Source organism: Bacillus sp. 22-7 (genome assembly GCF_010628845.1).
GTDB lineage: Bacteria > Bacillota > Bacilli > Bacillales > Cytobacillaceae > Cytobacillus > Cytobacillus firmus_B.
This window is the reverse complement of record NZ_NJQY01000009.1, coordinates 32,033-58,682: the sequence shown is the minus strand read 5'-3', so window position 1 is coordinate 58,682 and position 26,650 is coordinate 32,033. Positions and strand designations below refer to the sequence as shown.

General features: G+C 40.0%; 29 protein-coding genes and 1 riboswitch. Of the genes, 5 read left to right on the top strand and 24 right to left on the bottom strand.

Going from position 1 to position 26,650, the window contains the following annotated elements; all coding sequences use genetic code 11:
* Positions 1–60: 60 nt before the first annotated feature.
* Complete coding sequence (locus CE058_RS07940; protein ID WP_048008149.1) at positions 61–1,029, top strand: asparaginase; 969 nt, start codon at positions 61–63, stop codon at positions 1,027–1,029.
* Between the two features lie 22 nt (positions 1,030–1,051).
* Here CE058_RS07940 and CE058_RS07935 read toward each other — a convergent pair whose 3' ends face one another.
* From CE058_RS07935 to CE058_RS07905, 7 genes are all read right to left on the bottom strand, one after another.
* Positions 1,052–2,032, bottom strand: a complete 981-nt coding sequence (locus CE058_RS07935; RefSeq protein WP_048008148.1) for a YpdA family putative bacillithiol disulfide reductase — start codon at positions 2,030–2,032, stop codon at positions 1,052–1,054.
* Positions 2,033–2,148: 116 nt separating this feature from the next.
* Positions 2,149–3,423: a Glu/Leu/Phe/Val family dehydrogenase gene (locus CE058_RS07930; RefSeq protein WP_048008147.1), complete on the bottom strand. Its 1,275-nt coding sequence runs from the start codon at positions 3,421–3,423 to the stop codon at positions 2,149–2,151.
* A gap of 389 nt (positions 3,424–3,812) precedes the next feature.
* Complete coding sequence (locus tag CE058_RS07925) at positions 3,813–4,391, bottom strand: genetic competence negative regulator (protein ID WP_048008146.1); 579 nt, start codon at positions 4,389–4,391, stop codon at positions 3,813–3,815.
* 127 nt (positions 4,392–4,518) lie between these two features.
* Positions 4,519–5,424 carry a MerR family transcriptional regulator gene (locus tag CE058_RS07920; RefSeq protein WP_163141815.1) on the bottom strand — a complete coding sequence of 302 codons (906 nt, stop codon included), beginning with the start codon at positions 5,422–5,424 and terminating at the stop codon, positions 4,519–4,521.
* A gap of 121 nt (positions 5,425–5,545) precedes the next feature.
* Positions 5,546–6,334 (bottom strand): metallophosphoesterase, encoded by a 789-nt coding sequence (locus CE058_RS07915; protein WP_048008144.1) that lies wholly within the window; start codon positions 6,332–6,334, stop codon positions 5,546–5,548.
* Positions 6,335–6,362: 28 nt separating this feature from the next.
* A complete protein-coding gene (locus CE058_RS07910; RefSeq protein WP_048008143.1) occupies positions 6,363–6,767 on the bottom strand; it encodes a hypothetical protein in 405 nt (134 codons plus the stop codon).
* A gap of 59 nt (positions 6,768–6,826) precedes the next feature.
* Positions 6,827–7,459, bottom strand: coding sequence for a CBS domain-containing protein (locus CE058_RS07905; RefSeq protein ID WP_048008184.1), 633 nt, complete (start codon positions 7,457–7,459; stop codon positions 6,827–6,829).
* A gap of 146 nt (positions 7,460–7,605) precedes the next feature.
* Here CE058_RS07905 and CE058_RS07900 point away from each other — a divergent pair, with 146 nt between their 5' ends.
* The 3 genes from CE058_RS07900 to cotJC all read left to right on the top strand — a co-directional run bounded on the left by CE058_RS07900 (position 7,606) and on the right by cotJC (position 8,739).
* Positions 7,606–7,833: a spore coat associated protein CotJA gene (locus tag CE058_RS07900; RefSeq protein WP_048008142.1), complete on the top strand. Its 228-nt coding sequence runs from the start codon at positions 7,606–7,608 to the stop codon at positions 7,831–7,833.
* Positions 7,833–8,093 carry a spore coat protein CotJB gene (locus CE058_RS07895; protein WP_048008141.1) on the top strand — a complete coding sequence of 87 codons (261 nt, stop codon included), beginning with the start codon at positions 7,833–7,835 and terminating at the stop codon, positions 8,091–8,093. Before CE058_RS07900 ends, CE058_RS07895 begins: the two co-directional genes overlap by 1 nt.
* Positions 8,094–8,169: 76 nt before the next feature.
* The gene (cotJC, locus tag CE058_RS07890) at positions 8,170–8,739 is read left to right on the top strand and encodes a spore coat protein CotJC (RefSeq protein WP_048008140.1); all 570 of its coding nucleotides are present in this window, start codon (positions 8,170–8,172) and stop codon (positions 8,737–8,739) included.
* Positions 8,740–8,777: 38 nt separating this feature from the next.
* Here the strand turns inward: cotJC and CE058_RS07885 are convergent, their stop codons facing one another.
* The 5 genes from CE058_RS07885 to CE058_RS07865 all read right to left on the bottom strand — a co-directional run bounded on the left by CE058_RS07885 (position 8,778) and on the right by CE058_RS07865 (position 13,297).
* Positions 8,778–9,236 (bottom strand): YpbF family protein, encoded by a 459-nt coding sequence (locus CE058_RS07885; protein WP_163141812.1) that lies wholly within the window; start codon positions 9,234–9,236, stop codon positions 8,778–8,780.
* A gap of 87 nt (positions 9,237–9,323) precedes the next feature.
* A complete protein-coding gene (locus tag CE058_RS07880; protein ID WP_163141809.1) occupies positions 9,324–10,070 on the bottom strand; it encodes a LysM peptidoglycan-binding domain-containing protein in 747 nt (248 codons plus the stop codon).
* A gap of 78 nt (positions 10,071–10,148) precedes the next feature.
* Positions 10,149–10,736, bottom strand: coding sequence for a CPBP family intramembrane glutamic endopeptidase (locus CE058_RS07875; RefSeq protein ID WP_048008138.1), 588 nt, complete (start codon positions 10,734–10,736; stop codon positions 10,149–10,151).
* Between the two features lie 6 nt (positions 10,737–10,742).
* On the bottom strand, positions 10,743–12,242 hold the full coding sequence (locus tag CE058_RS07870) for a RecQ family ATP-dependent DNA helicase (RefSeq protein WP_048008137.1): 1,500 nt from the start codon (positions 12,240–12,242) through the stop codon (positions 10,743–10,745).
* Positions 12,239–13,297 carry a YpbB family protein gene (locus CE058_RS07865; protein WP_048008136.1) on the bottom strand — a complete coding sequence of 353 codons (1,059 nt, stop codon included), beginning with the start codon at positions 13,295–13,297 and terminating at the stop codon, positions 12,239–12,241. The genes CE058_RS07870 and CE058_RS07865 overlap by 4 nt, the downstream gene beginning before the upstream one ends.
* Positions 13,298–13,556: 259 nt before the next feature.
* On the opposite strand from CE058_RS07865, the gene CE058_RS07860 reads away from it, so the two are divergent.
* A complete protein-coding gene (locus tag CE058_RS07860) occupies positions 13,557–13,805 on the top strand; it encodes a ferredoxin (RefSeq protein ID WP_048008135.1) in 249 nt (82 codons plus the stop codon).
* A gap of 123 nt (positions 13,806–13,928) precedes the next feature.
* Here the strand turns inward: CE058_RS07860 and CE058_RS07855 are convergent, their stop codons facing one another.
* The 12 genes from CE058_RS07855 to CE058_RS07800 all read right to left on the bottom strand — a co-directional run bounded on the left by CE058_RS07855 (position 13,929) and on the right by CE058_RS07800 (position 26,643).
* Positions 13,929–14,513, bottom strand: coding sequence for an ECF transporter S component (locus CE058_RS07855; protein ID WP_163141806.1), 585 nt, complete (start codon positions 14,511–14,513; stop codon positions 13,929–13,931).
* 162 nt (positions 14,514–14,675) lie between these two features.
* Positions 14,676–14,846, bottom strand: a riboswitch (FMN riboswitch).
* A 156-nt stretch (positions 14,847–15,002) separates the two neighbouring features.
* Positions 15,003–15,815 carry a histidinol-phosphatase gene (locus CE058_RS07850; protein WP_163141804.1) on the bottom strand — a complete coding sequence of 271 codons (813 nt, stop codon included), beginning with the start codon at positions 15,813–15,815 and terminating at the stop codon, positions 15,003–15,005.
* A 68-nt stretch (positions 15,816–15,883) separates the two neighbouring features.
* The gene (locus tag CE058_RS07845; RefSeq protein ID WP_163141801.1) at positions 15,884–16,783 is read right to left on the bottom strand and encodes a peptidoglycan DD-metalloendopeptidase family protein; all 900 of its coding nucleotides are present in this window, start codon (positions 16,781–16,783) and stop codon (positions 15,884–15,886) included.
* Between the two features lie 214 nt (positions 16,784–16,997).
* Positions 16,998–18,260, bottom strand: a complete 1,263-nt coding sequence (locus tag CE058_RS07840) for a GerMN domain-containing protein (protein ID WP_048008131.1) — start codon at positions 18,258–18,260, stop codon at positions 16,998–17,000.
* A complete protein-coding gene (gene sigX / locus CE058_RS07835) occupies positions 18,235–18,786 on the bottom strand; it encodes an RNA polymerase sigma factor SigX (protein WP_048008130.1) in 552 nt (183 codons plus the stop codon). The genes CE058_RS07840 and sigX overlap by 26 nt, the downstream gene beginning before the upstream one ends.
* Positions 18,787–19,038: 252 nt before the next feature.
* Positions 19,039–20,823, bottom strand: a complete 1,785-nt coding sequence (locus CE058_RS07830) for an ATP-binding protein (RefSeq protein ID WP_163141797.1) — start codon at positions 20,821–20,823, stop codon at positions 19,039–19,041.
* Positions 20,820–21,536: a response regulator transcription factor gene (locus CE058_RS07825; RefSeq protein WP_048008128.1), complete on the bottom strand. Its 717-nt coding sequence runs from the start codon at positions 21,534–21,536 to the stop codon at positions 20,820–20,822. Before CE058_RS07825 ends, CE058_RS07830 begins: the two co-directional genes overlap by 4 nt.
* Before the next feature lie 80 nt (positions 21,537–21,616).
* Positions 21,617–22,798 carry a c-type cytochrome biogenesis protein CcsB gene (gene ccsB / locus CE058_RS07820; RefSeq protein WP_048008127.1) on the bottom strand — a complete coding sequence of 394 codons (1,182 nt, stop codon included), beginning with the start codon at positions 22,796–22,798 and terminating at the stop codon, positions 21,617–21,619.
* A 12-nt stretch (positions 22,799–22,810) separates the two neighbouring features.
* Complete coding sequence (gene resB / locus CE058_RS07815) at positions 22,811–24,442, bottom strand: cytochrome c biogenesis protein ResB (RefSeq protein WP_048008126.1); 1,632 nt, start codon at positions 24,440–24,442, stop codon at positions 22,811–22,813.
* A 19-nt stretch (positions 24,443–24,461) separates the two neighbouring features.
* Positions 24,462–24,986, bottom strand: a complete 525-nt coding sequence (gene resA, locus CE058_RS07810) for a thiol-disulfide oxidoreductase ResA (protein WP_048008125.1) — start codon at positions 24,984–24,986, stop codon at positions 24,462–24,464.
* Between the two features lie 184 nt (positions 24,987–25,170).
* Positions 25,171–25,896: a 23S rRNA pseudouridine(2605) synthase RluB gene (gene rluB / locus CE058_RS07805; RefSeq protein ID WP_048008124.1), complete on the bottom strand. Its 726-nt coding sequence runs from the start codon at positions 25,894–25,896 to the stop codon at positions 25,171–25,173.
* Between the two features lie 210 nt (positions 25,897–26,106).
* The gene (locus CE058_RS07800; protein WP_048008123.1) at positions 26,107–26,643 is read right to left on the bottom strand and encodes a spore maturation protein; all 537 of its coding nucleotides are present in this window, start codon (positions 26,641–26,643) and stop codon (positions 26,107–26,109) included.
* Positions 26,644–26,650: the final 7 nt, after the last annotated feature.

Sequence of the window (26,650 nt, the reverse complement as noted above, 5' to 3'; positions counted from 1 at the left end):
ATTGGAAAATAAATATTTCGGTTCATATTTATTTTTCAAGGCGAAAATTGGGGGATTAACATGGAGAAAAAAAAGATACTTGTTATACACACAGGGGGCACCATTTCAATGAGCGAGGATGCAGAAACAGGTGCCGTAAAACCAACAGATAATAATCCATTAACTGAAAAAACAAAGGAACTGCTGTCCCTTGCAGAATTACTGATTGAAGAGCCATTCCACCTTCCTTCACCGCATATTACGCCAAAGGAAATGCTTAAATTAAAGGAAATCATTGAAAACAGCCTTGCAAAGGAAGAGATTAGCGGCGTAGTGATCACACATGGAACAGATACATTAGAAGAGACAGCCTACTTTTTGGACTTAAGTGTGAAAACATCCCTTCCGATCGTTGTTACAGGTGCAATGAGATCGAGTAATGAAATCGGTTCAGACGGACTATACAACCTTATTTCTTCTATTCGTGTAGCTGCTTGTGAAGAAGCAAAAGACAAAGGAGTCCTTGTCGTTTTGAATGATGAAATCCATACAGCAGAAAATGTTACAAAAACACATACGAGTAATGTCTCTACTTTCCAGAGCCCTCAGTACGGGCCAATTGGAATAGTCACAAAGAGAGGTGTATTATTCCATAACGCGCCGACAAATAGAGAATACTACCCTTTGGATACAGTTGTAAAAAAAGTCACACTCATTAAAGCCTTCGCCGGAATGGATTCTTCTTTGCTTCATGCGATAGGGAATTTAGATTTCGATGGTGTTGTTATCGAAGCACTTGGACAAGGTAATCTGCCTCCAGCCACAATTGAGGGCATTAAAGCCCTTACAGAAAAAAACATTCCGATTGTATTGGTTTCCCGCTGCTTCAATGGAATTGCTCAAGATGTTTATGGTTATGACGGAGGCGGAAAACATCTCAAGGACATGGGGGTAATATTTTCAAATGGGCTTAATGGACAAAAAGCCAGAATTAAACTGTTAATTGGACTGGAGACACAGCAAAATATCGAAGAGATTTTTCAAATATAATTAAAAGGCTGATCTGAAATGATCAGCCTTTTCTGTTTCCGCTCTCTTTTTCAATTATTGCTTTTGCTATTTGTCCGCCGTGAAATCTTCCATTTTCAATAAAAATTTCGTTGGCATTATTTCCGGCAGCTATCACACCTGCAATAAATATTCCAGGGACATTCGTTTCCATTGTTTCAGGGTTAAATTGAGGGCGCCCGGTTTCATCATTAATTTGAATCCCCATATTTCTTAAAAATCCGTGATCAGGATGATAGCCAGTCATGGCAAACACAAAATCGTTTTTAATGTCAAAGGCTTTACCATCCACTGTATATAATAGCTTATTTTCACTAATTTCTTTCACATGTGCATTGAACTCCATTTTAATGACGCCATTTCTCACTAAAGACTCAAACTCAGGCAAAATCCAGGGCTTTATGCTTGGTGAATATTCTGTTCCGCGATAGATCACCGTAACTCTTGCTCCTGCTTTTACCAGCTCGATTGCGGCATCAACGCTTGAGTTCTTCCCTCCGATAACTGCTACGTCTTTATCAAAAAATGGGTGAGCTTCTTTGAAATAGTGAAGTACCTTTGAAAGATCCTCACCGGGAACTTCCATGTAATTGGGATTATCATAATAACCTGTAGCAATTATGACGTTATTAACTGTATAATCCCCCTTATCAGTTTGTACTTCAAATGCTTCGGAATGATTTTTTACTACATTTAGAACTTTTTCGTAAGCATTGATCTTAATGCCTTTCCTTTTCACCACTTCCCGGTAATACGTTAGCGCCTGGTTTCTCTTAGGCTTGTAATTTTCCGTTATGAAGGGCACCCCGCCGATTTCGAGCTTCTCACTTGTGCTGAAGAAAGTCTGGTGTGTTGGGTAGTTGTATATTGCATTTACGATATTGCCCTTTTCAATAACAAGGGGGGTTTTTCCAGCTTCCTGAAGGGCAATGGCAGCTGCCAGTCCGCAGGGCCCTCCCCCAACAATAATAGCGTCTATATTCAAGATTCTCACTCCTTAAATGCCAAAAACAAGTATTCCATGCTGCTGTTTTATAAAAAATCTCCCATCAGTTTATGATAGGAGATTTTTTATGATTATTCAAATGTGAAGATTTACAGTTAAATCCATCCACGGAATCTTGAAGCTTCCGCCATTTTTCTGACACCTACCATGTAGGCAGCCAGACGCATATCTACACGGCGTGTTTGGGATGTCTGATAGATATTATCGAATGATTTAACCATGACTTTCTCAAGCTTTTCTTCTACTTCTTCTTCAGTCCAGTAATATCCCTGGTTATTTTGAACCCATTCGAAATAGGATACTGTTACACCGCCGGCAGAAGCCAGTACATCAGGGACAAGCAGGATTCCCCGCTCAGACAGAATCTGTGTTGCTTCCAAAGTAGTTGGCCCGTTAGCCGCCTCCACTACAATGCCAGCTCTTATGTTATGTGCATTTTCTTCTGTTATCTGGTTTTCTATGGCTGCCGGGACCAGAATATCGCAATCAAGTTCAAGCAGCTCTTTATTTGAAATTGTATCATTAAACAATTTTGTCACAGTGCCAAAGCTGTCACGGCGATCCAAAAGGTAATCAATATCAAGGCCGTTTGGATCATATAAACCGCCATAAGCATCTGAAATACCAACAACCTTTGCACCTGCATCATGCATAAACTTTGAGAGGAAACTTCCAGCGTTTCCGAATCCCTGAACAACAACTCTTGCACCTTCAAGGTTAATGCCTTTTTTCTTGGCAGCTTCCCGAATGCAAATTGTAACCCCTTTAGCTGTTGCTGATTCCCGTCCATGTGAACCCCCAAGTACAAGTGGTTTACCGGTAATAAAGCCTGGGGAATTAAATTCATCAATCCGGCTGTATTCATCCATCATCCATGCCATGATCTGCGAGTTGGTAAATACATCAGGCGCAGGAATATCCTTAGTAGGACCTACAATTTGACTGATTGCCCGAACATACCCGCGGCTAAGCCGCTCTAACTCACCGAAGGACATATCGCGCGGGTCACAAACGATTCCGCCTTTACCTCCGCCATATGGAAGATCTACAATTCCGCATTTCAAGCTCATCCAAATCGACAGTGCTTTTACTTCCTTTTCAGTTACATTCGGGTGAAAACGAATACCGCCTTTAGTAGGACCAACAGCATCATTATGCTGGGCCCGGTAGCCAGTAAAGACTTTTACTGTTCCGTCATCCATCCGTACAGGAATTTTCACTGTCATCATACGAATTGGCTCTTTAAGAAGCTCATACACCTCATCGGAATAACCCAGCTTCCCTAAAGCCTTATGTATGACCGTTTGAGTCGACTTTAAAACGTCCAATTTTTCAGCTTTATTTGAATCAGTACCTTTCTCGGCTACCATTTGTAAACCTCCTAGAAAAATCACTTTCATTAGTTGTCCGCTTCCATGGAATAGTATACACCTTTGCCTAATTTATGCAAGAAGAATCATGCGGTTTTCCGCATTTTTTGATATTTTTGTGAAAACGCTGTCAGCGTTGGTATTAAAGGGAATTTTCTGTTTACTCCCAGTACTCCTTTTCCCGCTGAAGGGCAAAAGAAACCTCCTGTTTCCTTTTGTAAAGTAACATCTTTATATATGATATTATTGCAGCTGTTTGACTATATTTGGTTTACCCAATTTTTATATAATTCATGAGCTATTAATCCAGATTCGTTGCTGGATGCAGCTAATGCATATTGCAAAAGAGTAACCTGCATAAAAAAAAGAGGTTGGATCCCCTCTTTACATTATGTGAAATATTCCACCAGCTTTTTTACAGCATTGGCTTCGATCAGCACTTTCCCATATTCCTGAATAACGTGAATGCTGGTAAAAGCCGAATCACCGTACTCAGCTAATATGGCAATTACCCGGTGAATATTTCCCCCCTCCAAATCTGCTGCATGATAAAAATATTTTTCTTTATAAAAGTATAGGCTTCCTTCCTCAATCTGCACGCTGTTCAGACTTTTTGCCATTTGAATTACATGTTCAAAATCCAGGAATTCGAATAATATATCTTCACTGCCATCAACAGTTACCTGCATTTCAATAAAACCATCCTCAAGGAGCTCTTCATCCATCTGCTCCTCCATCGTAACAATCATCACCATTCCCTGTGCCTGCATGGAGAATATTTCCACTGCTACTGACCCATGAATGTCTACACCGAATTCTTCACTTGCTTCTTCCAGCATTTCATGAAAAAGCTGATGCCATTTTAATGAATCCTTCAAGACATCTTCCTTAGTCAGTCCCCTATCATTCAAGTCATCTAAAGTGAGAAAGATTTTGATTTTATTATAATTCAAACGTTCTAAGCGCATGATAAGCCCCCTGACCTGAACCAACTCTTTGGTTTAGTGTATGATATATTGCTTAGTTTGTGAGTCGTCTTTTTTTTCTGTGACTAAAAAAAGAAAAGACCCGGCAATTAACCGCCAGATCTATTGTTTAAAGGAGCCGTTCTTTAATCCATTCTTCCCATTCTTGCGGAGAACTTCCGGGTATAAACTGTTCATACTTCATTTTTTCTTCATTGCTTAGGGAATCAATGCCGAATCCCCCAATGCCTACATGGAGGTTTCCATAAGTCCCGGTAAGTCTCTCTGAAAGTTTAAGGGTTTCCGGCACGTTTGACTTCATTGTACACGACAGAAATAAAAACTTGGGTTTAACCACTCCAATTACAGTGTCAATATCTTCATCAGCAATGCTTGTCCCAAGGTAAACAACCTCAAATCCTCTTCTCCGCAGAAATAACGTAAAAATTAAAAGTCCTAATTCGTGAGCTTCTCCAGGCCCGCAAACTGCGACCACCTTTGGCAGAACCCCGTTATGCGGAAATGAATGCAGAATCATCCCTATTCTTGATCTTAATATGGACGAGGCAAAGTGCTCATGAGCAGTGGTAATTTTCCCATCCTCCCATAGATGGCCAATTTTCACTAAAAGAGAGCCTAGTATATCAATTAGGACTTTATCTATTGTGTAAAAACTAAAAGCCTGATTAATCAAATCATGCGCTTTCGATTCATTAAAATGAAGGAGAGCTTCAAGAAGCTCATTGGCGAGGGCACCCGACCGGTCTCCTTCCTTATCCACCTGAAGCGGCTCGGCATTTAATTCCTTATTCTCCAGAAGGGAAACAGCCTGGCTGATGGAAAAGCCCTGATCTACTTTCATGATCAGCCATTTTAGTATTTTGATATGCTCTTCGGTGTATAGTCTATGGCCTGATTCATTTCTCTTTGGAGCAACGATTTGATACCGCCTTTCCCACGCCCTTAAGGTTCCTGGCTGAATACCGAGCATCTTAGAAACAGCCTTAATATTATATTTACCTTCTTCAGTTGCCATGCTCAGCCCTCCCTTCAATGCTAATTAGCAAATATCGCTGGACAGCGATTAAATTTCAGAACTTATACCTACTTAAAAAGTATAAAAACAACAGTAAGTATTGTAAAATCTGGATGTGTTTTCATTTTGAAGCTAAGATATCAGCTTTTTTTAAGGTGATGAAGTGAGTTTCAGACTTTGCTCCCAGCCTTAAAGGCACTCCAGTCGTTCCATAGCCGTTGCTGATCAGAATTGTTGTTTGCGGCAGCACTTTTATCCGTCCCTTTTCATAAGGGCTATACCCTAAAATATGTATTTGTCCGCCATGCGTATGCCCGCTTAAGACAAGGTGAATATTTTGTTCTTTTTCTATACTATTAATGATTCGTGGATCATGGCTGACGAGAACCCGAAATCCATCAGAGCCTGCATCCTCAAGTGCAAGGTCGAGCCGATCCCTCTCTTTGCTGAAATCATCTGTTCCCAGCAGAATAAAACGCTCACCTTCCTCTGATTCAAAAGAGAGGGCAGTGTTATCTAGAATTTTAACTCCGCATTCGAGGAGGAGGGCGTCGAGCTGATGGTAATCAACTTCATAATCATTGTTCCCCCACACGAAATAGACAGGCCCGCATTCCTTCAAACCCAGCAGGTTTTTCCTTACTCTATCAAAAGGGACTCCTCTTTCCAAGAGATCGCCGCCGATAATCACCAGGTCAGGCTTCTTCTCTTTTATCTCCCCGATAATGGTTTCTGATACTGTCCTCCTATGAATATCAGAAATAAAAAAAAGCTTTATTTCACCAAAGGTTTCCGGAAATTCAGGAAAAGAAAGCTCTTTATATATAATTCTATCTGCAAATGCCTCCCTAAGCATAAACAATAGTAAACCCGCAACGCCAATTAAGGCTAAAGCTATTAAGTATATCATAAATCCTCCTGCCATCAATTTCCTTTACTCAGTCTCCAGCAAAATTGATTTTCTTGAAATCTAAAGAAATAATACCATAGATTGCCGAAAAACAGAAAAGGGCAAACGCTTCCCATGGCGAAAGGACTGATAAAGTAAAAAAGCATCCCATCAGCAATAAGATCAGAACAGTGCCAAATAAAGCATTGCTTTCTTTCAATGACTTGAAATTTTTAAAAACTCCTGCAGCCCATTCGATGATCATCCTAATGATTTCTGCGTTGGCAATAAAGGAGATAAGAAAAAAAGTCATTCCCAGGACAAAGCCTGCCGGCTCGAGCACAAAAATAACAATCATATCTGAAATGCCCATGGGAATAGACACCGGAAAAAGTTTAATATATAAAATGCCGCCAATAAAGCCTGTCACCAGCTTCAGCAAAATAATAAACAATAAAAATCCCTCCCATACAGAGTGTATGAGAAGGATTTATTTTGTTGACTATATATACATTAATCTTCAGTAATATCCAGAACACGGAAACCTGATTTTTCAAGCCGGCTGATGAACTTATCCATATTATCATTTTTCTCTACTTTCATCACGATGCGGCGGACCAGCTTGTCTGTTTCATCAAAAGTAACAAGGGATATGATGTGTTCATGGAAATAATGGGCGATTTCGGCCAAACGGGCAATTCGCCCCTCCGCTTCCACAGAGGTAAACGCAATCCTGACACCGGGTTTATTCGTCCCGAAGGCAGATTGAAATTGAGCCAGAACATCAAAGCGGGTAACGATGCCCAGAAATTTACGGTTTTCGCCCAAAACAGCAAGTAAAGGAAAATCCTTTAAATCCAGCAGTGTTTTTTCAAAAATTTCATTCCCCTGTAAATATTGTTCCTGATGTGTGGCAATATCTTTTACGAGTGTTCCTCCAAGAAACTCTTCCTTTGATTTTCCTGACAAAAAGAAGTTCTCATATATTCCATATCTGGTAATTATGCCGGCATATTGATCGCCGTCCAACACAGGAAGTCCATCAATCTGGTTGTCCTCAAGCAAATCCAGAGCATCTTTCAATGCTTCATCCTGTCTGACCGTTTTACAGTTATGTTTAGGGATCATAATACTTTTCACAAACATTGCCATCACCTCAAGAATAATATTAATTAGACCTAACATTTAATTCGCCATTTATTCAACTTTCCCCTCTTTTTATTGGAGTAAACGATCATAAAATCACTGTGCTTTTCATAAGTTTCAATGACGCATAAAAAGGAGGGATTATGATGAATACACTCCGCAAGACCTGGCACCCATATGTTAGCCCCTTTGACCCCTGCACTCCTATAAAGGTCAAAACTTATTCCACACCTCCAAACCTTTATATGGGTTTTCAGCCGCCAGGACTGGAACAATTTACACCAATGCAGGCCTTAAAAACAGGAACTCTGTGGAAGGCTTTCTATGATCCATGGTACAGTCCCTATGAAAAATCCAGGGAGGGACAGCAGTAATGAAACAATTACCCGCAGATTACTACCAGCTTCTTGAACAGCTTCAGGCTGTGGACTTTGTTCTTGTTGAGCTGACTTTATACCTTGATACTCACAATAATGATACAGAAGCCATTAAGCAATTCAACCATTATGCAAAAGAACGGAAAAAACTGAGAAATGCCATTGAAAGCAAATATGGTCCATTAATGCAATTTGGCCACAGCTATTCGGGACAGCCATGGAATTGGGATGATCCCCCGTGGCCATGGCAGGTATAGTTGATTTTCAGGCGCCTTCTTAATGGGGAGGCGCTAAAGACTTACTAACGGACTTCCAAAGGAGGCTGAGAATAAAATGTGGGTTTATGAAAAAAAACTGCAATACCCGGTGAAGGTAAGCACTTGCAATCCTAAGCTGGCAAAGTATCTAATAGAACAATATGGGGGTGCGGACGGTGAACTTGCTGCCGCACTAAGATATTTGAATCAGCGTTATACTATACCGGATAAGGTCATCGGACTACTTACAGATATAGGAACAGAGGAGTTTGCACATCTGGAAATGATTGCGACAATGATTTACAAATTAACAAAGGATGCTACACCTGATCAAATGAAGGCTGCCGGCCTGGATGCCCATTATGCTAACCATGATAATGCTCTGTTTTATCATAATGCTGCAGGTGTGCCGTGGACAGCTTCTTATATCCAGGCAAAAGGTGATCCAATAGCAGATTTATACGAAGATATCGCCGCAGAAGAGAAAGCAAGGGCAACCTATCAGTGGATTATAAATTTGAGTGATGATCCGGATCTAAATGACGGACTCCGGTTTTTAAGAGAAAGAGAGATCATCCATTCACAGCGCTTCAGAGAAGCCGTTGAGATTCTAAAGGAAGAACGGGATAAAAAGAAATTCTTCTAAATACTTAACAAAAAGAAGCAGGCAGGCTGCTTCTTTTTTCATTTGTTTTCATGATAAAGGTTTATATCATAATTTTTTTTCATCATTTCGAAAACGTTATGGCGATTTTTCCATTCATCTTCTTTTTTCCAGAGATCTTTGCTCTTATCAATTATTTCACACCTTAGTGCATGAAATTCTTTTTCTGCTTTATCTCTTTTTTCTCTCAGAAGATTCATAAACCCATAAAGGCCAACCGTAAAAACTAGTAAATAGAAATTTTCAGACTGATTGACAAAAGCCGAAAACATCGATGCAAACGAGTAAGAGTAAGGCTGCATAACACTTTTATAAAGATAAAAAAAGAATAAAAAGGATATAAAAACGGTCGCCCACATGGCAATCAAATGCCAGGACTTGAATCGATCAAACTTTTGTTTTCTCTCCACAACTTTCTCTAGCATTTTTCTTGTTGCCTGGTCTGTACGTTCGTCAAGCATTCTAATCGACGATTCCAAAAACGCTCCCTCCCTTTCATAATAATGTATGAGCTTGTACATTATTCTATGACTGGGAGAGAAGACAGCAAATGGTCTTAGACTCTTTTATTGCTCAAGCGGAATTTTTAATACCTGGCCCGTTTGTATTTCATTTGACGGCAAATTGTTGGCTTGCTTTATTATTTCAATTCCGGATTGGGATTTATAATAGGTCATGGCAATTCGAAAGATTGTTTCCTTTGGTTTAACCGTATGGTAGATAACTTTGCCTTCCTTATTTAATTCTTCCTGTGTCCCGGCAGTTTTCGACGAGTCTGTACTATCAGAAGCTGTTTGCCGGGCCTGCTTTTCAGAAGCGGATTCAGAACCTTTATCTTCTTCATCAGGCTTTTGAGGAGTCTGTTTTTCCTGCTGGTCGCTGGCAGCATCTTTCTCTTGTGATTCTTCAGCTTTTTTAGTTTTTTCAGGTTTCTCAGCTTGTTCAGATTTCTCAGTTTCCTGCTCTTCTCTTTCTTCTATGGTCGTCCCTTCACCTTCATCATTTGTGGCAAAAACGACCGTTTCAGAACCTATTTCTTCAGATTCTGCATTTAACCCGGTATTAATGCTCTTATCACTGCTTACATATTGATAAATGCTGAAAATGGTAATCGGGAGCAGGATAAAAAATAAAGCCAGCAAGCGAATAACAGGGTATTTAACTCTCCATTTATTTTTTTTTCTTTTTTCCTGATGTATACGGCTCCGCGGCGGCAAAGCGGATTTTTGCACGCTGTCTCCCGTCTCCTGTTTTCTGTCAATCCTCTTGCGGAGTCTTTCAGCCTGATCTCTATATGGGTCTTCTTTACTCATGTTTCATCCCTTCCTGTAAAAAAAATCATAAGAAGTTTATTTGACGCTGCTGTTATCTACTTTGTTCATTGCCTTTTCCTATTTAGATTTTTTCAGGTACCGTTTTCGAATAAGAATACCCAGAAGAAAATCAATCAGAAAATGCATAACAATCGTAACAAGCAAATTATTGGATATATGATAAATATAACCTATAAAAAAGCTTAATGTAATAATATTTACAAACAAAAACCAATTAAAAAGATATCGATAATGAACAAGTGCAAAAATAAGACTAGAAATTGCTAGTCCAAAATGGGTCTGAATGACACCTCTGAACAAAAGTTCTTCGCTTATTGCCACCACTGCTGCAATAAAAGCAATATGAAGAATATGGCGGTTTTGAAAGATTTTCTTATTTAACCCTCCGTCATCATACATTTCCTCAGGGAGGAGCTTCATCAAGACAATATCAATCAGGACAACAGTCAATCCCGCCGCTGCCCCAATGACAAGAATATTAATATCATCAAGTACAAAAAGAGCCTGGAATTCCTTAAAGCTGTTAAATAATATAATACTAAAGATGAAAGCAATGGCTAAAATAAGCACCTGAGTAAGATAAAGATGGAATAATAGCTCCTTGTCTGTTAATTCCTTAATGATGTCCTCGTATTTTTTCTTCAATCCGGTTCACTCACTTGGAATCAGGAGATATTCTAAATGATTTTTCCAATCATAAAGCATACTATCCTGATTATCTGATTTTGTGTTTCTTATGAATTCATCAAATTGCAAACCGCATATATCACAGCAGTATTGGACCGGAGTATTTTTTTCCTCATCAAAAAAGGAAAGTATATTTTCTCTCCGGCAATTTTTATTGTGTATCCACCTATACACTTCCTCAATGCTATTTCTTTTCAATTTGATTCTGCCTTCGCAGTACCCATTCATTTCCTGCAGAATCCTTTTATACCCCAGTCCAGATTTGGCTTTCCGTTCAAAAAAATCATAAAATATTCTCCACTGAATTTCTGTTAAACCGGAACACTGTTTAATTTGTTCTTCATAAGCACTGATATTCGTGAGCGCATTCGGGTTTTCTTCCATCCAGCCGCTGATCCAATCAATTTGAGACTTGTCAGGAAATTCATTTTCTGCAATTTGTATGGGAAGCTGCTCATCACCGGGTGTATAGAGCATAATAGCTATACTTTGTTTTCCATCTCTTCCTGCCCGCCCAATTTCCTGCAAATAAGATTCAATCTGAAGAGGCATATGAAAGTGTATCACATACCGGATATTTTCTTTATTAATGCCCATGCCAAAGGCACTTGTAGCACAAATAAGATCGAGCTGCCCATGGATAAACTGCTGCTGCACAAGGATGCGGCTTTCCTGGTCCATTCCCCCATGATAAGCCATCACTCTTTTAGCTCCATTTACTCTCAGCATATCGGCTGTTTGTTCTGCCATTTTTTTGCTGGAAAAATATATAATGCCAGGACCCTCAAGGCTCTCAGCAAGCTCCACAAGCCTCTTTGTTTTTACACGGAAATTTTCTGCCTTTTCTACAGTTAGCGCTATATTAGGACGGTCAACCGAATAAATAATTTCGCTGCAGTCCAGTATGCCGAGTGACTTTTTTATATCTGATTTAACCTCATGCGTAGCTGTGGCAGTTAAAGCAAGTGTAACCGGGTTCCCTACCTTTTGTCTCACTTCGCCAAGCTTTAAATAATCAGGCCTGAAATCATATCCCCATTGGGAGATACAATGTGCTTCATCAACAACAAATAAAGCGATGCGCAATTTTTTCAACTGAGATTGTACTGATTCAAAATAAAGCATTTCGGGTGAAATAAAGATAAACTTATACTGATCCAGATTAGTTAATGCCTGCTTTTTTTCAGAACGGGATAGAAAAGAATTGAATGCTATCACCTTTTTTTCTCCATTCATCATGAGCTGTTCTGCCTGATCCTGCATCAGGGACAGCAAAGGAGAAATAATAATTACCTGGCCTTCAATCATATATCCCGGCAGCTGATAACAAAGGGATTTACCTGTACCTGTAGGCAGCATGGCAACAGTATTCCTGCCTGCGAGCACGGATTCAATGATTTCCTTTTGTCCAGGTCTGAAGGCAGAATATCCAAATTTTCTTTCCAATAGTTCGTCCAATCTCATTGTCCCTCTCCAAGCTTTGCCATTACTAATCTGATTTCAAAATAATCGGATTCAGGCACTATTTGACGTATTTGCTTTAATTGCATTGAATCAGCACGATTGGCTGCATGAAGGATCAGCTTCTGTTTTTCCTCGGAGACATAACGTGTGATATTAAAGCAGCTGTCGTTTAATGCTACTTCCACAATATGATCCTCAATTGTACTTTTTTTCAATCTTCTCATTTTAGCTATATCATCCAATTCCAGTCCCTGTTTTAACATTGTGTAAGTCTTTTGGGCAGACAATGTTAGCTGAACTTCATTTCCTGCATCGCTAACGATCTTATTGATAAGCGGATATTCGGCAGAATTATCTCTTCCGCTTGCCAGTATATGATGAATAGCCCCAAGGAACTGATGGTGGTAATAATCCTGGCTGATTCCAAGCTGTTCAGAAGCCTGAACAGCTGTGAGGCCAATACGGTTATAGCCTGTCAGCCTCAATGTCAGCACAGCAGGATTAATATTATTCAGACCTTCAAGGCACTGACCAAGTTCCTTGTACAGCATAACCCCAACTTCACCGCGGGAAAATCCAGATTTCCCCAGAAAGTCTTTCAGCCATTCATGAATATCTCTTTTTCTTTGGATAGGAAGGTACTTTACATTGTTATTATTTAAGTGGGATATTACCTGAATTAAAAGTGTAATCCTCTCCCAAAACAATTCACCTGTACTATGATACAGCCATCCGTTTAATGATGAAGGTATTGGACATTCTAAAAGAGATCTTTCGAGCTCTTTCTTCCCTTCTTCAGTTAAAATGTAATGCTTTTCATCAATGGCAGTCATCCAGCTGCTGCTTAGGATTTCTTCTGCAAGATGGTCCAGTACTCCCCTGCTTAAATTTCCAAATGTACGAAAAAACGGGGTTAGTTGAAATAGATGAGCATCTTGGATGGTCTGGGAAGACTTTTTTCCATTAAGCAAATGTAAAATGGAATATATAGTTCTTTGTCCCTGCAACTCGTTAACACAGTACATTATTACAGATTTCAAATAAGCTCTTTGCATTATGTTCACCTTACGGCTTAAGATTTTTTATTTTTTCATTACCTTCTTTTTCTTACTTCTATTTTATCATGAAAGAAATCAGCAGGCCGTTTTAATTATTTCTAACAGGGTAAATTATGCCTAAACCCTTATGTGATAAGCATTCTCAATACATTTTCTATTGAAAAGTTGAACATACAGTTTTACAATAGGATGTGAGGAATGTGTTACCATCATCTTGATGGGAGATTAATTGTTTAATTCTTGGGAGGTTTTTTTCATGGCAAAGTATACAATTGTTGACAAAGAAACATGCATTGCATGTGGAGCTTGCGGCGCAGCTGCACCGGACATTTATGATTACGATGATGAAGGCATCGCATTTGTTACCCTTGATGATAACCAGGGTATCGTTGAGATTCCAGATGTATTGATGGACGATATGATGGATGCATTCGAAGGCTGCCCAACCGATTCAATCAAAGTTGCTGATGACGCTTTTGATGGCGACCCGCTTAAATACGAATAATCCCTCAGCCATACTCTAATCTTTGTTAAGCTACTGCTCCCTTTCAACTAGAAAGGGAGTTTTTTGGCTTACAAATTGAAAAAGCAGCGGAACATTTGCCGCTGCTTTAAATTTATATATTCATTATGCTGCACTTTTTAATACAGCCTGCTTTTCTACCCAGGTTCTCATGCGTGTAAAAATGAGCATGAAAACAATTGAAATAATAATTCCTTTTAGGATATTGAATGGCAATATTCCTGTCACAATCATTGTTCTCATTTCAGGCGCTGACATTGCCGGGAAATTCAGGAAGAATGTATATGCCGGCAGAATGACAACGTAATTAAGCACACTCATAATAACAGCCATAACCACGGTGCCGATTACGAGCCCAAACGTCATGCCTTTTTTGGTCTTCAGCTTGCTGTATACATAATAAGTAGGCAAGACGAACAAAATGCCTGCCGCAAAGTTTGCAATATGTCCGACAGGTACCCCTGTTGCACTCCCAGTCATGAAGTAATCAAGAATATTTTTAATAAGCTCCACTAATATTCCTGCCGCCGGGCCAAAGATTAACGCCGCGATTAATGCAGGAATATCGCTGAAGTCAATCATCAAAAATTGCGGAAACGGCGGAATTGGAAAATTGAGCAGCATTAATACATAAGAGATGCTGCTTAGCATTCCGATGGCAACCATTGATTTGATATTAAGTTTTTTCATGTTCCTCTCTCCTTTTTAGGACTATCTCTCCTATAGAAGAAAGGTTCGGCTAAGCAAATATCTTCGCAATAAATAACCCTCAAGCAAAAATAACTTGAGGGAGAGTTGCTAAGGCATGCTTAATAACGTTCAAAACCTGCATTTTTTGAACGTCTGCAGAACCTCCATCTTCTCCCATCCAGACTGTACTGTCGGCTTTGGAATCGCACCAAATCCTGCCCAATTAAATGCAAAGCGTTTTTCGACCAAACGCTTCTCTCAGGCTCGCGGGCTTAGAGTTAAGATTAACCCATCACCGCCGGTCGGGAATTTCACCCTGCCCCGAAGATAGACCGTATTTATTTATACAGATTAATTATACTGAAAAAAAGTTATTCTGTGAAGGGATTTGTTTATCTGTATGGATTTGAAACATATATATCCATGTCCATACCTATTAAAATTTTTCTGGATAATACAAAAAAGGGAGGCTCTGCCATCCCTTTTGCATTATCCAAGAGGATATTCCTTTCTTTCTCCTTTGGAAAAAGTCATGATGGACTCATATCCCACTTCTTTTGCAAGAGCAATAGCCTTATCAAAATCGGCACCTACATGTTCAGGAAAGTGCGCATCAGATGAAAGTACTATCGGGATATTTTTCTCATAGCATTTCTGCAGGAGCCGTTTGTCCGGGTATAGTTCACCGACTGGCTTTCGCAGACCGGCTGTGCTGATCTCTACACATGTCTTGGATTCTGCCAGTGCATTGGCTGCACGATCATACTGCTCCAGCAAAAATTCTTCGTCCTTAGGAACATATTTAAAGATTTTCACGAGGTCTAAATGGCCTACAATATCAAATAAATTGGATTGGGCCAGTGTGACCACTTGATCAAAATACTTCCTATATATCTCATAAAGATCCCGTTTATCCCATTCTTTTCTAAATTCAGCAAGATCTATGCCGAAATCTCCAACCCAATGTATGGATCCAATTACATAATCAAATGAGTAACTGTTAATAAACTTCGCCATTTCATAATGCTTGCCCGGCGTATAGTCCATTTCTATTGACATTTTCACATCTATGTTATTGCTCCACGCTTCTTGAAAAACATTCACATAGTCTTTCATATCATAAAATCGTCTTTCGTTTACCCATGGATTTTGCAGAATGTCTGCTGTCTGATAGAAATGATATGCATGTTCCGAAATCCCAAAAGATTCAATCCCTTTTTGGGCAGCAGCATCTGTAAATTTTTTTAAATAATCCAGGCTTAACGTGCCATTTTCAAGATGGTTATGATAGTCTGTAAGCATTTCTCTAACTCCCCCAGTTTTTTACCCATTATACTTTAAGGGAGTAAAGCGGTGCAATCATTTCTATTCTATTTTTTGTGAATGATTAGAATTTGTCCAATTTTGATAACATCTGAATTTGAATTGTTTAACTCTTTAATAGCTTCTGCTGTTGTATCATGCATTTTCGCTATAGAAGTTAATGTATCGCCTTGCTTAACAGTGTATTCACTAAATTTGCCGGGTTTTATCATCAGTTTTTGACCTGTAAGAATGTGATCAGGATTAATATTATTTAAACCGGCAATATCACCGGGCAGCAGATTATAGTGTGCAGCGATGGTCCATAATGTTTCCCCAGTTTTAACTATATGGTAGGTTTCCCCGGAATCATTTGTTATTTGTCCAGAATTATAATTAGACGGCCGGGCTGATACTTCACGTGCGTTTTCAGTTCTTGCCGCTGCATTTACAGCTTGTCCAACTTCTCCCATGCCATATGCCACAGAGGGATCCACTGCATTTATTTTATCAGCTGTCCATGCCTGCGCATGTATTTCAAAATGAAGATGGACTCCTGAAGAGTCACCCGTGCTTCCCATCAATCCGATTTTCTGTCCGAGCGAAACTTTGTCGCCTTCAGCAGATAATCGTTTATTCAGATGGGCGTATACTGTTTCGGTTTGGTTGCTATGTTTAATAAATATTACATTTCCGTATGTTTGAGAGTAATACGACCTGGACACAATTCCAGCGTCAGCGGCATAAACCGGAGAACCGGAATCTCCGGCAATATCAATGCCCTTATGCTGACCACTTCTTGTACCATACGTGTCCGTAATTACACCTTCTGCCGGCCATACCCAATGCTCTGTCAACTCAGAAATTTTTGGCTCAGCAGCTTTAGAATGCTTCCCTCCCAGAAATAGCAGACTCACACAAAGAGCCATTATTCCTGCGATAAAGAAACGCCTTATGTAATCCTTCATTCTTTTCCTCCTATGATGTCAGCTGAAATATCCGCTCGAGCGCTTTCTATCTGCACTCTCTTTCACCCTATGACAGCTTGTACTCTTTTAGAACAATTAATAATAAAGCTCATAAAAGCACAGTGATTAGTATTCTTCCAGCAGCAACGTTTTTATGCAGATATGGAGGAACTTTATCCTAAAATGGAAAAGACGGCCACATAGGGCCGCCTTTCTAATTTGGCAAATCTCGTTTATTAGCTGCTACAGGTACCTTTAATTCCTCAGTAAGATCAAACTTGCCTATTTTATCAACATCTGCATTTTCTAATTTGACCGTGTCGAAATCAAAGTCTTTTGCCGTAAGAAGGATTGCTTCGATCGCATGAAGTGTTGGTGCATTATCGATTATTTCTGATTCATTATTAAAACGGATTTTGAGTTTGCCATCCTTTTTTTCTTCTATTTCAAAATCAACATCATCCGGTATGGATGCCTGTAAATTATTTTCAGTCCTATTTTGTTTCATGGCTTTCAGAGCATCTTTTACCGAATTGAGCTCTTCTCTTAACGGCACCAGGAATGGTGTTGAATCTGCACCATTAGGATACAAGAAATAATAAATTAAGTTACCATTGCTATTTTCCGGGATAAATTCGTCTCTATATCCATAATGGCCGAACTCAATGCCGACTTTCCCTTCCGTTCTAAGGTCAATCTTTTCTATATCTAAATTGTTCATTATATTCGCCAAAACCTTCTCTAAAAGTAACTCTGAGGTGGAGGAAATACTATATGGGTGATCCGCCGGCACATCAACTGTCAGGATGTTATTTTCCTGGTCATGAGTTAAATTTGCTTTTAAAGGATAGTAATCATCTAAACCCCATGCATCTTCAGTAAGTTTGCTCATCGTGTCTTCAAACAGAGCAAATTTCGTCCTGGCCGGGTCACTATCAACCAGAACGCTGACAGGTACAATATTTTGAGCCTCCTTATCCGGAATTGCATAGGTCAGGACTTCTTTTCCTGCCAAGTCTTCTTCATAAACGGCAGTAGGGCTTGCTTCGGATGAAACAGACTTCATGCTTATATCATTGCTAGATTCTTTTTCCGGGTCACCGGAAAGCTGCGCATGATCCTCTTGTGGATCTTCTTCTTTTGCAAGAGGTTCCGGGTCTGAATCTTCGTCTTTGGCTTCCGATATACTGTAATTGTCACCGGTTATTTGTTCAGATGATTGTGTCTGATCTGATTGAATTTCGACTTGTTGATCAGCAGACTCCTGCCAATTCATAAGGTTCGGGGCAAGAATGAAAAGCAGGAGCAATGCAGCAGCCGCTGCTGCAGCAGGCATGACCCATGTTCTTTTCTTTTGTTTGCCCATCTTGATTTGTATGGTTTGATAAATTTCTCTCGGGTCTCGACTATCTTTAATCTTAGGCATCTGGCTCAGCAATTCCTGAAGCTGCTCATCGCTCCATTTTGATTCCTTCATTATCCATTCCCTCCTTTGCCTTAAAATGTTCCATATGATTTTTCAACACCTTTAACGCACGGTGCTGCGTTGTCTTTACCTTACTTTCAGTCCAGCCAAGTGAATCAGCTGTTTCTGTAATGGTGAGTTCATGTATATATCTCATAATAATGACTAGCCTCTGGTCAATGGTGCATAAATCAAGACAGCGATAGATCATCTGGATTTCTTCCCGTTGAACAGCAATTTCATCAGGCAAGGGGTGTTCATCCTTTACCTGCTGAGTTGACCAGTCAAATTTCTCCATAATCTTTTGTTTCCAGCCCTTTTGCTTGCGAAAGGAATCAATGGCAACATTCCGCGCAATTGAAAAGAGCCAGGTTTTTTCGCTGCTTTTCCCTTCAAATCTTTCATATGACTTTAACACTCTTATATAGACTTCCTGAACTAAATCCTCAGCCAGTTCCTTGTTTTTGACCATATAAAAAAGAAATTGAAAAACGTCCTGATGGTATTTTTTATAAAGTTCATCAAAAACGGAGTCCATGAATTCCCCTCCCCGTTCAATAAAATAGTCGTTCTCTCTCTAAAAAAAGTTACAGTTTAACTATATTATTATTGTGCAGAAAAACGCAAGAGCCTGTTTGGGCGGGGGATTACTCCCTGCCTTCAGATACGAACGGCCAATGCCTTTTCATTATAATTCAAAAAGAAAGGGAAGGAAATTCTTGCATCTCCTTCCCCAGCCTATGATTAATTGTTTCCCGTGTATCAAGAACAATCGCCACAATTCCCGTCTTTATCCGTCATTTCGAGGGATAAATATTGAAAATGTCGTACCATGTCCGGTCTTGCTTTGAACCGTAATATGACCTTTATGAGCTTCAATAATATTTTTTGCAATTGCGAGTCCAAGGCCAGTTCCGGAGCGGCCCCTTGTCCTTGCTTTGTCAGCTTTGTAAAAACGCTCAAATACAAAGGGCAGGTCTTCTTCGGGGATTCCCGAGCCAGAATCTTTCACTTCGATAAGCAGTCCCCGTTCATCACTCCGTTCGATAACTTTAACCTCTCCGTTATGGGGGGTATGCCGGATGGCATTATCAATCAGATTGGTCATAACCTGTTCTATTCTGTCCGGATCCAATTGAATAGATAAATTTTCGCTTTGCAAATCATGTTCCAGGTTAATTTCCTTCTCTTTTGTGAGTCCCTGGAATTTTCTGGTGATTCTTTGCAGAAAGGAGTTTACATCAGTTTCTTCCATTGTCAGCTGAATATGCCCAGCTTCCATTCTGGCAAGATCAAGCAATTCGTTCACAAGCCGGCCCATTCTCAGGGATTCATCATAAATGACACTTGCCATCTCTTTTTTCTCTTCATCCGTTCCCGCAATATCATCGACGATCGCTTCACTATATCCTTGCATCATCGAAATTGGCGTCCTTAATTCATGAGAAACATTAGCTATAAAATCGTTGCGGAGCTTATCAAGCTTACGCTCCTCCGTCATATCCCTGATAACTGCAACCGCTCCCCTAATATATTTTTTATTATAAAGAGGGCTAACGATTATCACCCATGAACGGCCCTGTATTGGGATTTCACCAATCTGTTCCTTCTCCGTATTAACAGCAAGCTGGAAGAGCTCCATTACTTTGGAAGGAACTTCCTCCGTATTATTCTCGATGTCATCCAGCTCATAAAACCAGCTTTGCAGAAAACGCTCTGCAGGAGGATTCGTAATCAGTATCGTTCCATCCCGGTTGAAGGTGATTACCCCATCAGCCATCCCGCTTAAAATGCTTGCCAGCTGTTCTTTTTCCTGGCTTAAGGCATTCATATTAAATTTCAGCTGTCTGCCCATTTGATTAAAAGCCATGGCTAATTCGCCAACCTCATCATTAGTCAGAATCGGAACTTTCGTATCAAATTTACCTCTTGCTACCTCAAAGGCAGCTTCTTTCATTTTTCTCAGTGGAGCATTGATTCTTGTCGATAAGAAAAAAGCAAAGATGGTTGTTAAAATGATGGCAACTCCCGCAGCCAGCAAAATAAACTTTGTGGTTGAACGCAATGTTTCGTGCATTACCTCAATGGACTGATAAATAAAAACGGCTCCATTGCTGCCGTCACCTTCAAGCGGGACTCCAATGATAAGAATTTTGCTGTCGTCATCTGCAGATACATCTGTATACTCCGGATTAACGGATGTTACTTTTTTTACAGTCTTGTCTTTCGTAAGAACTTCTTTTAAATCATCTTCCTCGGTGAGGTAGGAAATGGGCAGTTTTAATGAATCTGTATGGTTTGGAGAATAGTAGTACTCTTTCGGCGAGTTAATTATGACTACTTTTGTAACATCATCGACAAGCTCCCAGGAAATCTCCAAACCGACATCACGATTATGTTCTTTTAAAATTCTGGTTATTTTATGGGCAGTATTTGATAATCCTTTTTCTGTTTCATTTATATGGTAATTCTCAAAGAATTCCAGCAGCATGACTGTTAAAATAAGCAGTACAAAGGAAACTAATAAAAGAATTGTGCCCCAAAGCTTTCCGGCAACACTCCTAAAGAGCATCATTCATTAATAACCTCAAACTTGTAGCCCACTCCCCAAACGGTGACAATCATTCTGGCAGCCTGCTCAGAAACTTTATTCAGTTTTTCACGCAAGCGCTTCACATGAGTATCAACTGTTCGCAAATCTCCGAAAAATTCATAATGCCATACTTCTTTAAGCAGATGCTCCCTGTCAAAAACCTTATCCGGCGCCTTTGCCAGGAAATAAAGCAGTTCATATTCCTTTGGCGTCAAACTGACTTCTTTTCCATCAGCCAATACTTTGTGAGCATCATTATCTATCGTTAGATGAGGAAATACGATTACATCTTTTGCTGTTGTTTCTGTCTGCAGGTAAGTAGTTTTAGAAGATCTGCGCAATAAAGCCTTCACACGCAGGACAACTTCCCTGGGACTGAAAGGCTTTACGATATAATCATCAGTGCCGACTTCAAATCCCTGTACGCGATTAACTTCTTCCCCTTTAGCTGTAAGCATGATCACAGGGGTAGCTTTTTTTTCTCTCAGTTCTCTGCAGACTTCTATTCCGTCTTTGCCGGGCATCATTAAATCCAATAGGATGACATCATAATCATTTGCCAGGGCTTTTGACAAAGCCTGGTTACCATTCTCTGCTTCATCAATTGAAAAATTTTCACGCTCAAGGTACATCTTCAATAAACGGCGGATTCTTTCTTCATCATCCACTAGTAATATTTTCACTTGGTTTTCCATTTTCAAGTCCCCCTAACGTTCAATAAAAAATCTTTAATTAAAGCCTTCACTATTGTGAAGTGAAGGCTTGTTTATTTTCATTATGATCCAGCGTAGGAGTGCAATCCGGCAATGACCAGGTTTACCGCAACCAGATTAAACATGATAATGATAAATCCGATTACAGCAAGCCATGCAGACTTTTCGCCATGCCAGCCCTTTGAAAGGCGAAGGTGCAGGTAGGCAGCATAAAATAGGAAGGTAATGAGAGCCCATACTTCCTTTGGATCCCATCCCCAGAAACGAGTCCATGCAATTTGTGCCCATATCATGGCAAAAATCAAAGCTCCTAGTGTAAAGACCGGAAATCCTATTAATACTGAGCGGTAAGCGATTTCGTCAACCAAATCAAGATTAATATTTTTGGCAAGCGGCTGAAGTGCAGCTCCAACCCTTTTGCGTAGAACCAATCTTAGAGCAAGATATAGAATGACACCTGAAGCCAAAGACCATATAACGGTATTTAATTTTTTAGCATTAATAATTGCAGGCATTTCCGCAAGCGGTTCAAATTTACCTTCTGTAATCAGCTGGCCCTCGTGAGGACCTGTTAAAGCAGGCATATGATATTCGAGAACGTCTTCCTGACCGTTCTTATCAATCCAGTTAAATTCCGCCTTGTAGCCTGAAGCTGAGAAGCTTGAGCTTATAATAATAAATCCAAGTGTACAAACCAGGCCAAACATAACGGCTTCCAGCCAGAATCTCTGTTTGCTTTGCTTAGTTTGATCCACTGACTTTACCAGATAAATTAATCCGGCAGCGAAGCTTACAGCCAAAATAGCCTGCCCAACTGCAGCTGTTGTAACATGAATATGAAGCCAATCACTCTGCAGGGCGGGGATCAGCGGTGAAACCTCCCGCGGAAACATACTTGCATAAGCAATCATCAGTACCGCAACCGGGAGCGTAAAGACTCCTAAAATAGGTGTTTTATAAATTAAGTAAATCACTATAAAAGCACCAACAAGCGACATTCCAAAGAATGTTGTAAATTCGAAAAGGTTGCTGACAGGCGCATGCCCGGCTGCAATCCACCTTGTAATAAAGTAGCCAAGCTGTGCAGCAAACCCGATAATCGAGATCCATAATCCAATTGCTGCCCATCTGTTTGGCCCTTGTTTCGTTCTATTCTTATCCTTTATAGAGCCGGCAAAAAAGACAGTAGCAATTAAATAGAGGATAAAAGCTGTGTATAGTAAATTGCTGCTTATTGTAACCACTCAGATTCCTCCTTAGCCTTTCTTTTCACTTTGATTTTGCAGCTGATCTTCCGGCATCGTAATTCCGGTTCCATCCAATGCTGCTTCAATTTCCCTTTTAAGTCCATGCCAGTTTTTGTTAGTGTGTCCTGCTACCCACACTTCTCCATTAACACGGCGCAGCCAAACTCTCCGATGGTTCCAATAAGATCCCTGTGCAACACCTATCATGAAAATAACGCCGCCCAATGCGATAATCCATAATGTTAAATCTTTTCGGACGGTCAGGGCCGATACATTTTTAGTATCTATGCCTTTAAAGGCCATCTTGTATTCATTATCGCCGAATGGTTCAATAGTCTGTCTGATCGCAACAAAACTTATTTCGCCATCAGGCTTATCCGGAGTAAACATTTTAAAAACAAAGGCAGGATTATTTGGGATTCTGGACTTTGTAACAGGTTCTCCATTTTCATCAAATTCAAAATCGGGAAAATAGCTGACAACTTCTGCTTTATAGCCATTTCCAAGATCATATTCATCCTGTGGATGATTCAGGTCGACTGTTAAATCCCCGTATTCCTTACCCGTTTTTTTATTTGTAAGGGCAAATGACATTTTGTTAAGTTCATTAAGTTTATAATCTACTTGGTATAATGCAAAGTTCTCAAACTTCAGAGGTTTATTTACCTTAATTTCATAGTCCTTAACTTTCTTGAGATCAGCCTCTTCACCTGCAACAGTATCGCCCTGTTTTTTATAAAGAATGACATTGGACTGATAATTTTTAGCTACCATTCCTGCTTTGTCAATCGCTTCCCCAAACACTTCGTTATCTTTCTCTTTATCATACATTTCAAGGATGAAGCCATCATTTTTAAGGTAATATTCACCATTGGTTTCCGGAATGACCTTTGTTTCGCCTTCCCGGATCCAAAGAATTTTGTCAACATACATGCCCGGTACAAAACGGAGCATTCCGCCAATTAAAAATATGATAAGCCCCACATGGTTAACGTATGGGCCCCATCTTGAGAAACGTCCCTTTTCCGCAAGGATGTTTCCATTCTCTTCCCGGATGCTGTATTTCTTGGATTTTAATTTTTCTTTTGCCATTGTGAAGGCCTTATCAGTATCTTCTGGCTGTGACGCACCAAAAACCCTCTGGCGCTGCAGATAGCTTTCATGACGGCTTACCTTCTGCTTTTTTAAAGCTCTATACAAAGGGACAACCCTATCCAGACTGCATATTACAAGAGATATACCGATTGAGGCTATCAAAATCAAATACCACCATGAGCTGTATAGATTATGAAATCCAAGATCGTAGTATAATTTACCAATCCATCCATATTGGTCTTCGTAATATTCTTCAGCAGGCATGATTGGCGGAATGTACATTTCCTGAGGCAGTATTGTTCCAACGGCTGATGCTATCAGCGTTATTACGATCAGCCAGACTCCAACCTTAACAGATGAGAAGAAATTCCATATCTTATCAATTATCGTTTTATTATAGGTTTGCGAGCGGCGTGCACTGCCTTCATACCGCATATCGAGAAGTTTCTTGTCTTTTTCTTTTTCTTCCAATACCTTCCCGCACGACTCACATAGTATAGTACCTATGGGATTAACATGGCCGCAGTCGCATTTTACTTCTTTCATATATAAAACTCCCCGTAACTTATGGTTTAATCTGTTCCATATAGTTCTTGATCGTTTCTTCCGTCATCTCGCCTGTAATATACTTGACAACTTTTCCATCTTTATCAATGAGAAAAGTGGCAGGAAGAGGATTAATTCCGTAAGCAGATTGGACTTGGCCATCCTTATCAATTACAATCGGGAAAGCCAGATCGTAACGCTCAGAAAATTTATTTACTGCTAAATCTGTCTCGCCGACATTAACAGCCAAAACCTGAACACCCTCATCTTTAAATTGCTCATATTGATTGTTCATATATGGCATTTCTTTCTCACAGGGTTTGCACCATGTACCCCAGAAATTCAGGAAAACACCCTGGCCTTCATAATCGGATAACCTGTGTTTATTGCCATCCATATCTGTCAGAACAAAATCAGGTGCCTTTTCCCCAACAGCAACCTTTTGAATTTTATCTTTCGTAAAATTTGCGTATAGCGTATATGCCACGGCAGCACCAAGGACAAGCAATATGACTGTTCTCATTACCAGACGCTGCTTTTTCATAAAAAACTTCCCCTCCTAAGGCATCCTAATCAGGCCAAAAGACCGTACCTTAACAAATTTATATGTAACATATGGAAAAGATTTTTGCCTCATAGCTGTTTACTATTATAGCATTTTTCATCATACCTATATTGTTTACAAATTAGCGTAACTGTGACACTTCTATGAATTTTTCTAAAGCTGACTATTTCTTCTTCATCGCGAGTGTCCGAAGCTGTTTAACTTCATGGGCAGTAAGTTCTCTTGCATCCCCCGCTGATAATCCCTGCAGAGTGAGGAACCCATATCTCTCCCTCTTCAGTTTCAGAACAGGATGTCCAATGGCTTCAAACATCCTCCTAACCTGGCGGTTGCGTCCTTCATGAATGCTGATTTCCACAATAGCTGTCTGTTTTTTCTTATCCATTGATAACAGCTTGGTTTTGGCAGGTGCTGTTTTTCCATCTTCAAGCACAATGCCTCTTTGAAGGCTCTTCATTTTTTCTTTTGAAGGAATGCCTTTCAACTTGGCAACATAGACTTTTTCAATCTCATTGCTTGGGTGCATTAAAAGATTCGCAAACTCCCCGTCATTGGTAAGAATGAGGATTCCGGATGTATCGTAATCCAGTCTTCCAACAGGGTATATTCTTTGTTTGATTCCCTCAAAGAAATCCGTGACGACTTTTCTGCCCTTGTCATCTGAGACGGCTGAAATGATTCCTCTTGGTTTATAGAGAAGAAAATAAACAGGCTCCTCTCTCTCCAACGGTATTCCATCCACTTCTATGCGGTCAGAAGGAGAGACCTTAACACCCAGTTCCTTTACTGTTTTTCCGTTAACCCTTACACGCCCTTCAGCCATTAGCTCTTCAGCTTTCCTTCGCGAAGCAACCCCTGCATGGGCAATAACTTTCTGCAATCTTTCCATTTATGTCACCTCAAAGTTTTATTAACAATACTTCATACTTTTTCACTCCTAATGAATTATGACATAATTCGTCAAGTTTTCAAAGCAAACCATTGCCAAAACAGCTTAGGTAAGTAATAAACTGTAATTACTGAAAGTTGAGATTTGAAAGTAAAATAAAAAAGATACCCACACTCAGGTATCTTTTGTTCCGGATCATTTCTTTAATGGTTACATACTGCCAAAAACAAGTGTTACGATCACAATGGATGCTATGATGCCTGCCAAATCGGCCAGCAGTCCGACTTTAAGTGCATCTCCCATTTTTTTGATTCCCACTGCTCCAAAGTAGACCGTCAGGACATAAAAAGTTGTATCTGTGCTGCCCTGCAGTACTGAGGCAAGCCTGCCTATGAAGGAGTCGGGACCATGGACAGCAATTAAGTCACTGGTCATTCCCAGTGCTGCAGTTCCTGAGATCGGACGAATTATAGCCAAGGGTACGATATCAGGAGGCACTCCAATTGCCTCCAGTCCTGGCCTGATCAGATTCATAAAATACTCCAGGGCACCGGAAGCCCTGAAAACCGATATGGCTACAAGCATCCCGACAAGAAAAGGAATAATGGATACAGCAATTTTTATTCCTTCTTTTCCGCCTTCAGTAAAGCTTTCATAAGTAGGAACTTTCTTAAATGTTCCATATATTAATATAAAGCCTATTAAAATAGGAATTAACCAAAGGGAAACAGCTGAAACAATCTCCATCCTAACC

Excerpts from the sequence above, each read along its gene's own strand:
- rluB (WP_048008124.1), bottom strand. The coding sequence starts at position 25,896 with ATGGAAAGATTGCAGAAAGTTATTGCCCATGCAGGGGTTGCTTCGCGA.
- resB (WP_048008126.1), bottom strand. The coding sequence starts at position 24,442 with ATGAAAGAAGTAAAATGCGACTGCGGCCATGTTAATCCCATAGGTACT.
- CE058_RS07940 (WP_048008149.1), top strand. The coding sequence starts at position 61 with ATGGAGAAAAAAAAGATACTTGTTATACACACAGGGGGCACCATTTCA.
- CE058_RS07930 (WP_048008147.1), bottom strand. The coding sequence starts at position 3,423 with ATGGTAGCCGAGAAAGGTACTGATTCAAATAAAGCTGAAAAATTGGAC.
- CE058_RS07800 (WP_048008123.1), bottom strand. The coding sequence starts at position 26,643 with ATGGAGATTGTTTCAGCTGTTTCCCTTTGGTTAATTCCTATTTTAATA.
- CE058_RS07840 (WP_048008131.1), bottom strand. The coding sequence starts at position 18,260 with ATGAAGGAATCAAAATGGAGCGATGAGCAGCTTCAGGAATTGCTGAGC.
- CE058_RS07895 (WP_048008141.1), top strand. The coding sequence starts at position 7,833 with ATGAAACAATTACCCGCAGATTACTACCAGCTTCTTGAACAGCTTCAG.
- CE058_RS07880 (WP_163141809.1), bottom strand. The coding sequence starts at position 10,070 with ATGAGTAAAGAAGACCCATATAGAGATCAGGCTGAAAGACTCCGCAAG.
- CE058_RS07830 (WP_163141797.1), bottom strand. The coding sequence starts at position 20,823 with ATGATGCTCTTTAGGAGTGTTGCCGGAAAGCTTTGGGGCACAATTCTT.
- CE058_RS07855 (WP_163141806.1), bottom strand. The coding sequence starts at position 14,513 with ATGAAAAAACTTAATATCAAATCAATGGTTGCCATCGGAATGCTAAGC.
- cotJC (WP_048008140.1), top strand. The coding sequence starts at position 8,170 with ATGTGGGTTTATGAAAAAAAACTGCAATACCCGGTGAAGGTAAGCACT.
- CE058_RS07905 (WP_048008184.1), bottom strand. The coding sequence starts at position 7,459 with ATGTTTGTGAAAAGTATTATGATCCCTAAACATAACTGTAAAACGGTC.
- sigX (WP_048008130.1), bottom strand. The coding sequence starts at position 18,786 with ATGGACTCCGTTTTTGATGAACTTTATAAAAAATACCATCAGGACGTT.
- CE058_RS07850 (WP_163141804.1), bottom strand. The coding sequence starts at position 15,815 with ATGCTTACAGACTATCATAACCATCTTGAAAATGGCACGTTAAGCCTG.
- CE058_RS07860 (WP_048008135.1), top strand. The coding sequence starts at position 13,557 with ATGGCAAAGTATACAATTGTTGACAAAGAAACATGCATTGCATGTGGA.
- CE058_RS07865 (WP_048008136.1), bottom strand. The coding sequence starts at position 13,297 with ATGCAAAGAGCTTATTTGAAATCTGTAATAATGTACTGTGTTAACGAG.
- CE058_RS07900 (WP_048008142.1), top strand. The coding sequence starts at position 7,606 with ATGAATACACTCCGCAAGACCTGGCACCCATATGTTAGCCCCTTTGAC.
- CE058_RS07870 (WP_048008137.1), bottom strand. The coding sequence starts at position 12,242 with ATGAGATTGGACGAACTATTGGAAAGAAAATTTGGATATTCTGCCTTC.
- resA (WP_048008125.1), bottom strand. The coding sequence starts at position 24,986 with ATGAAAAAGCAGCGTCTGGTAATGAGAACAGTCATATTGCTTGTCCTT.
- CE058_RS07825 (WP_048008128.1), bottom strand. The coding sequence starts at position 21,536 with ATGGAAAACCAAGTGAAAATATTACTAGTGGATGATGAAGAAAGAATC.
- CE058_RS07915 (WP_048008144.1), bottom strand. The coding sequence starts at position 6,334 with ATGATATACTTAATAGCTTTAGCCTTAATTGGCGTTGCGGGTTTACTA.
- CE058_RS07920 (WP_163141815.1), bottom strand. The coding sequence starts at position 5,424 with ATGGCAACTGAAGAAGGTAAATATAATATTAAGGCTGTTTCTAAGATG.
- CE058_RS07925 (WP_048008146.1), bottom strand. The coding sequence starts at position 4,391 with ATGCGCTTAGAACGTTTGAATTATAATAAAATCAAAATCTTTCTCACT.
- CE058_RS07845 (WP_163141801.1), bottom strand. The coding sequence starts at position 16,783 with ATGAAGGATTACATAAGGCGTTTCTTTATCGCAGGAATAATGGCTCTT.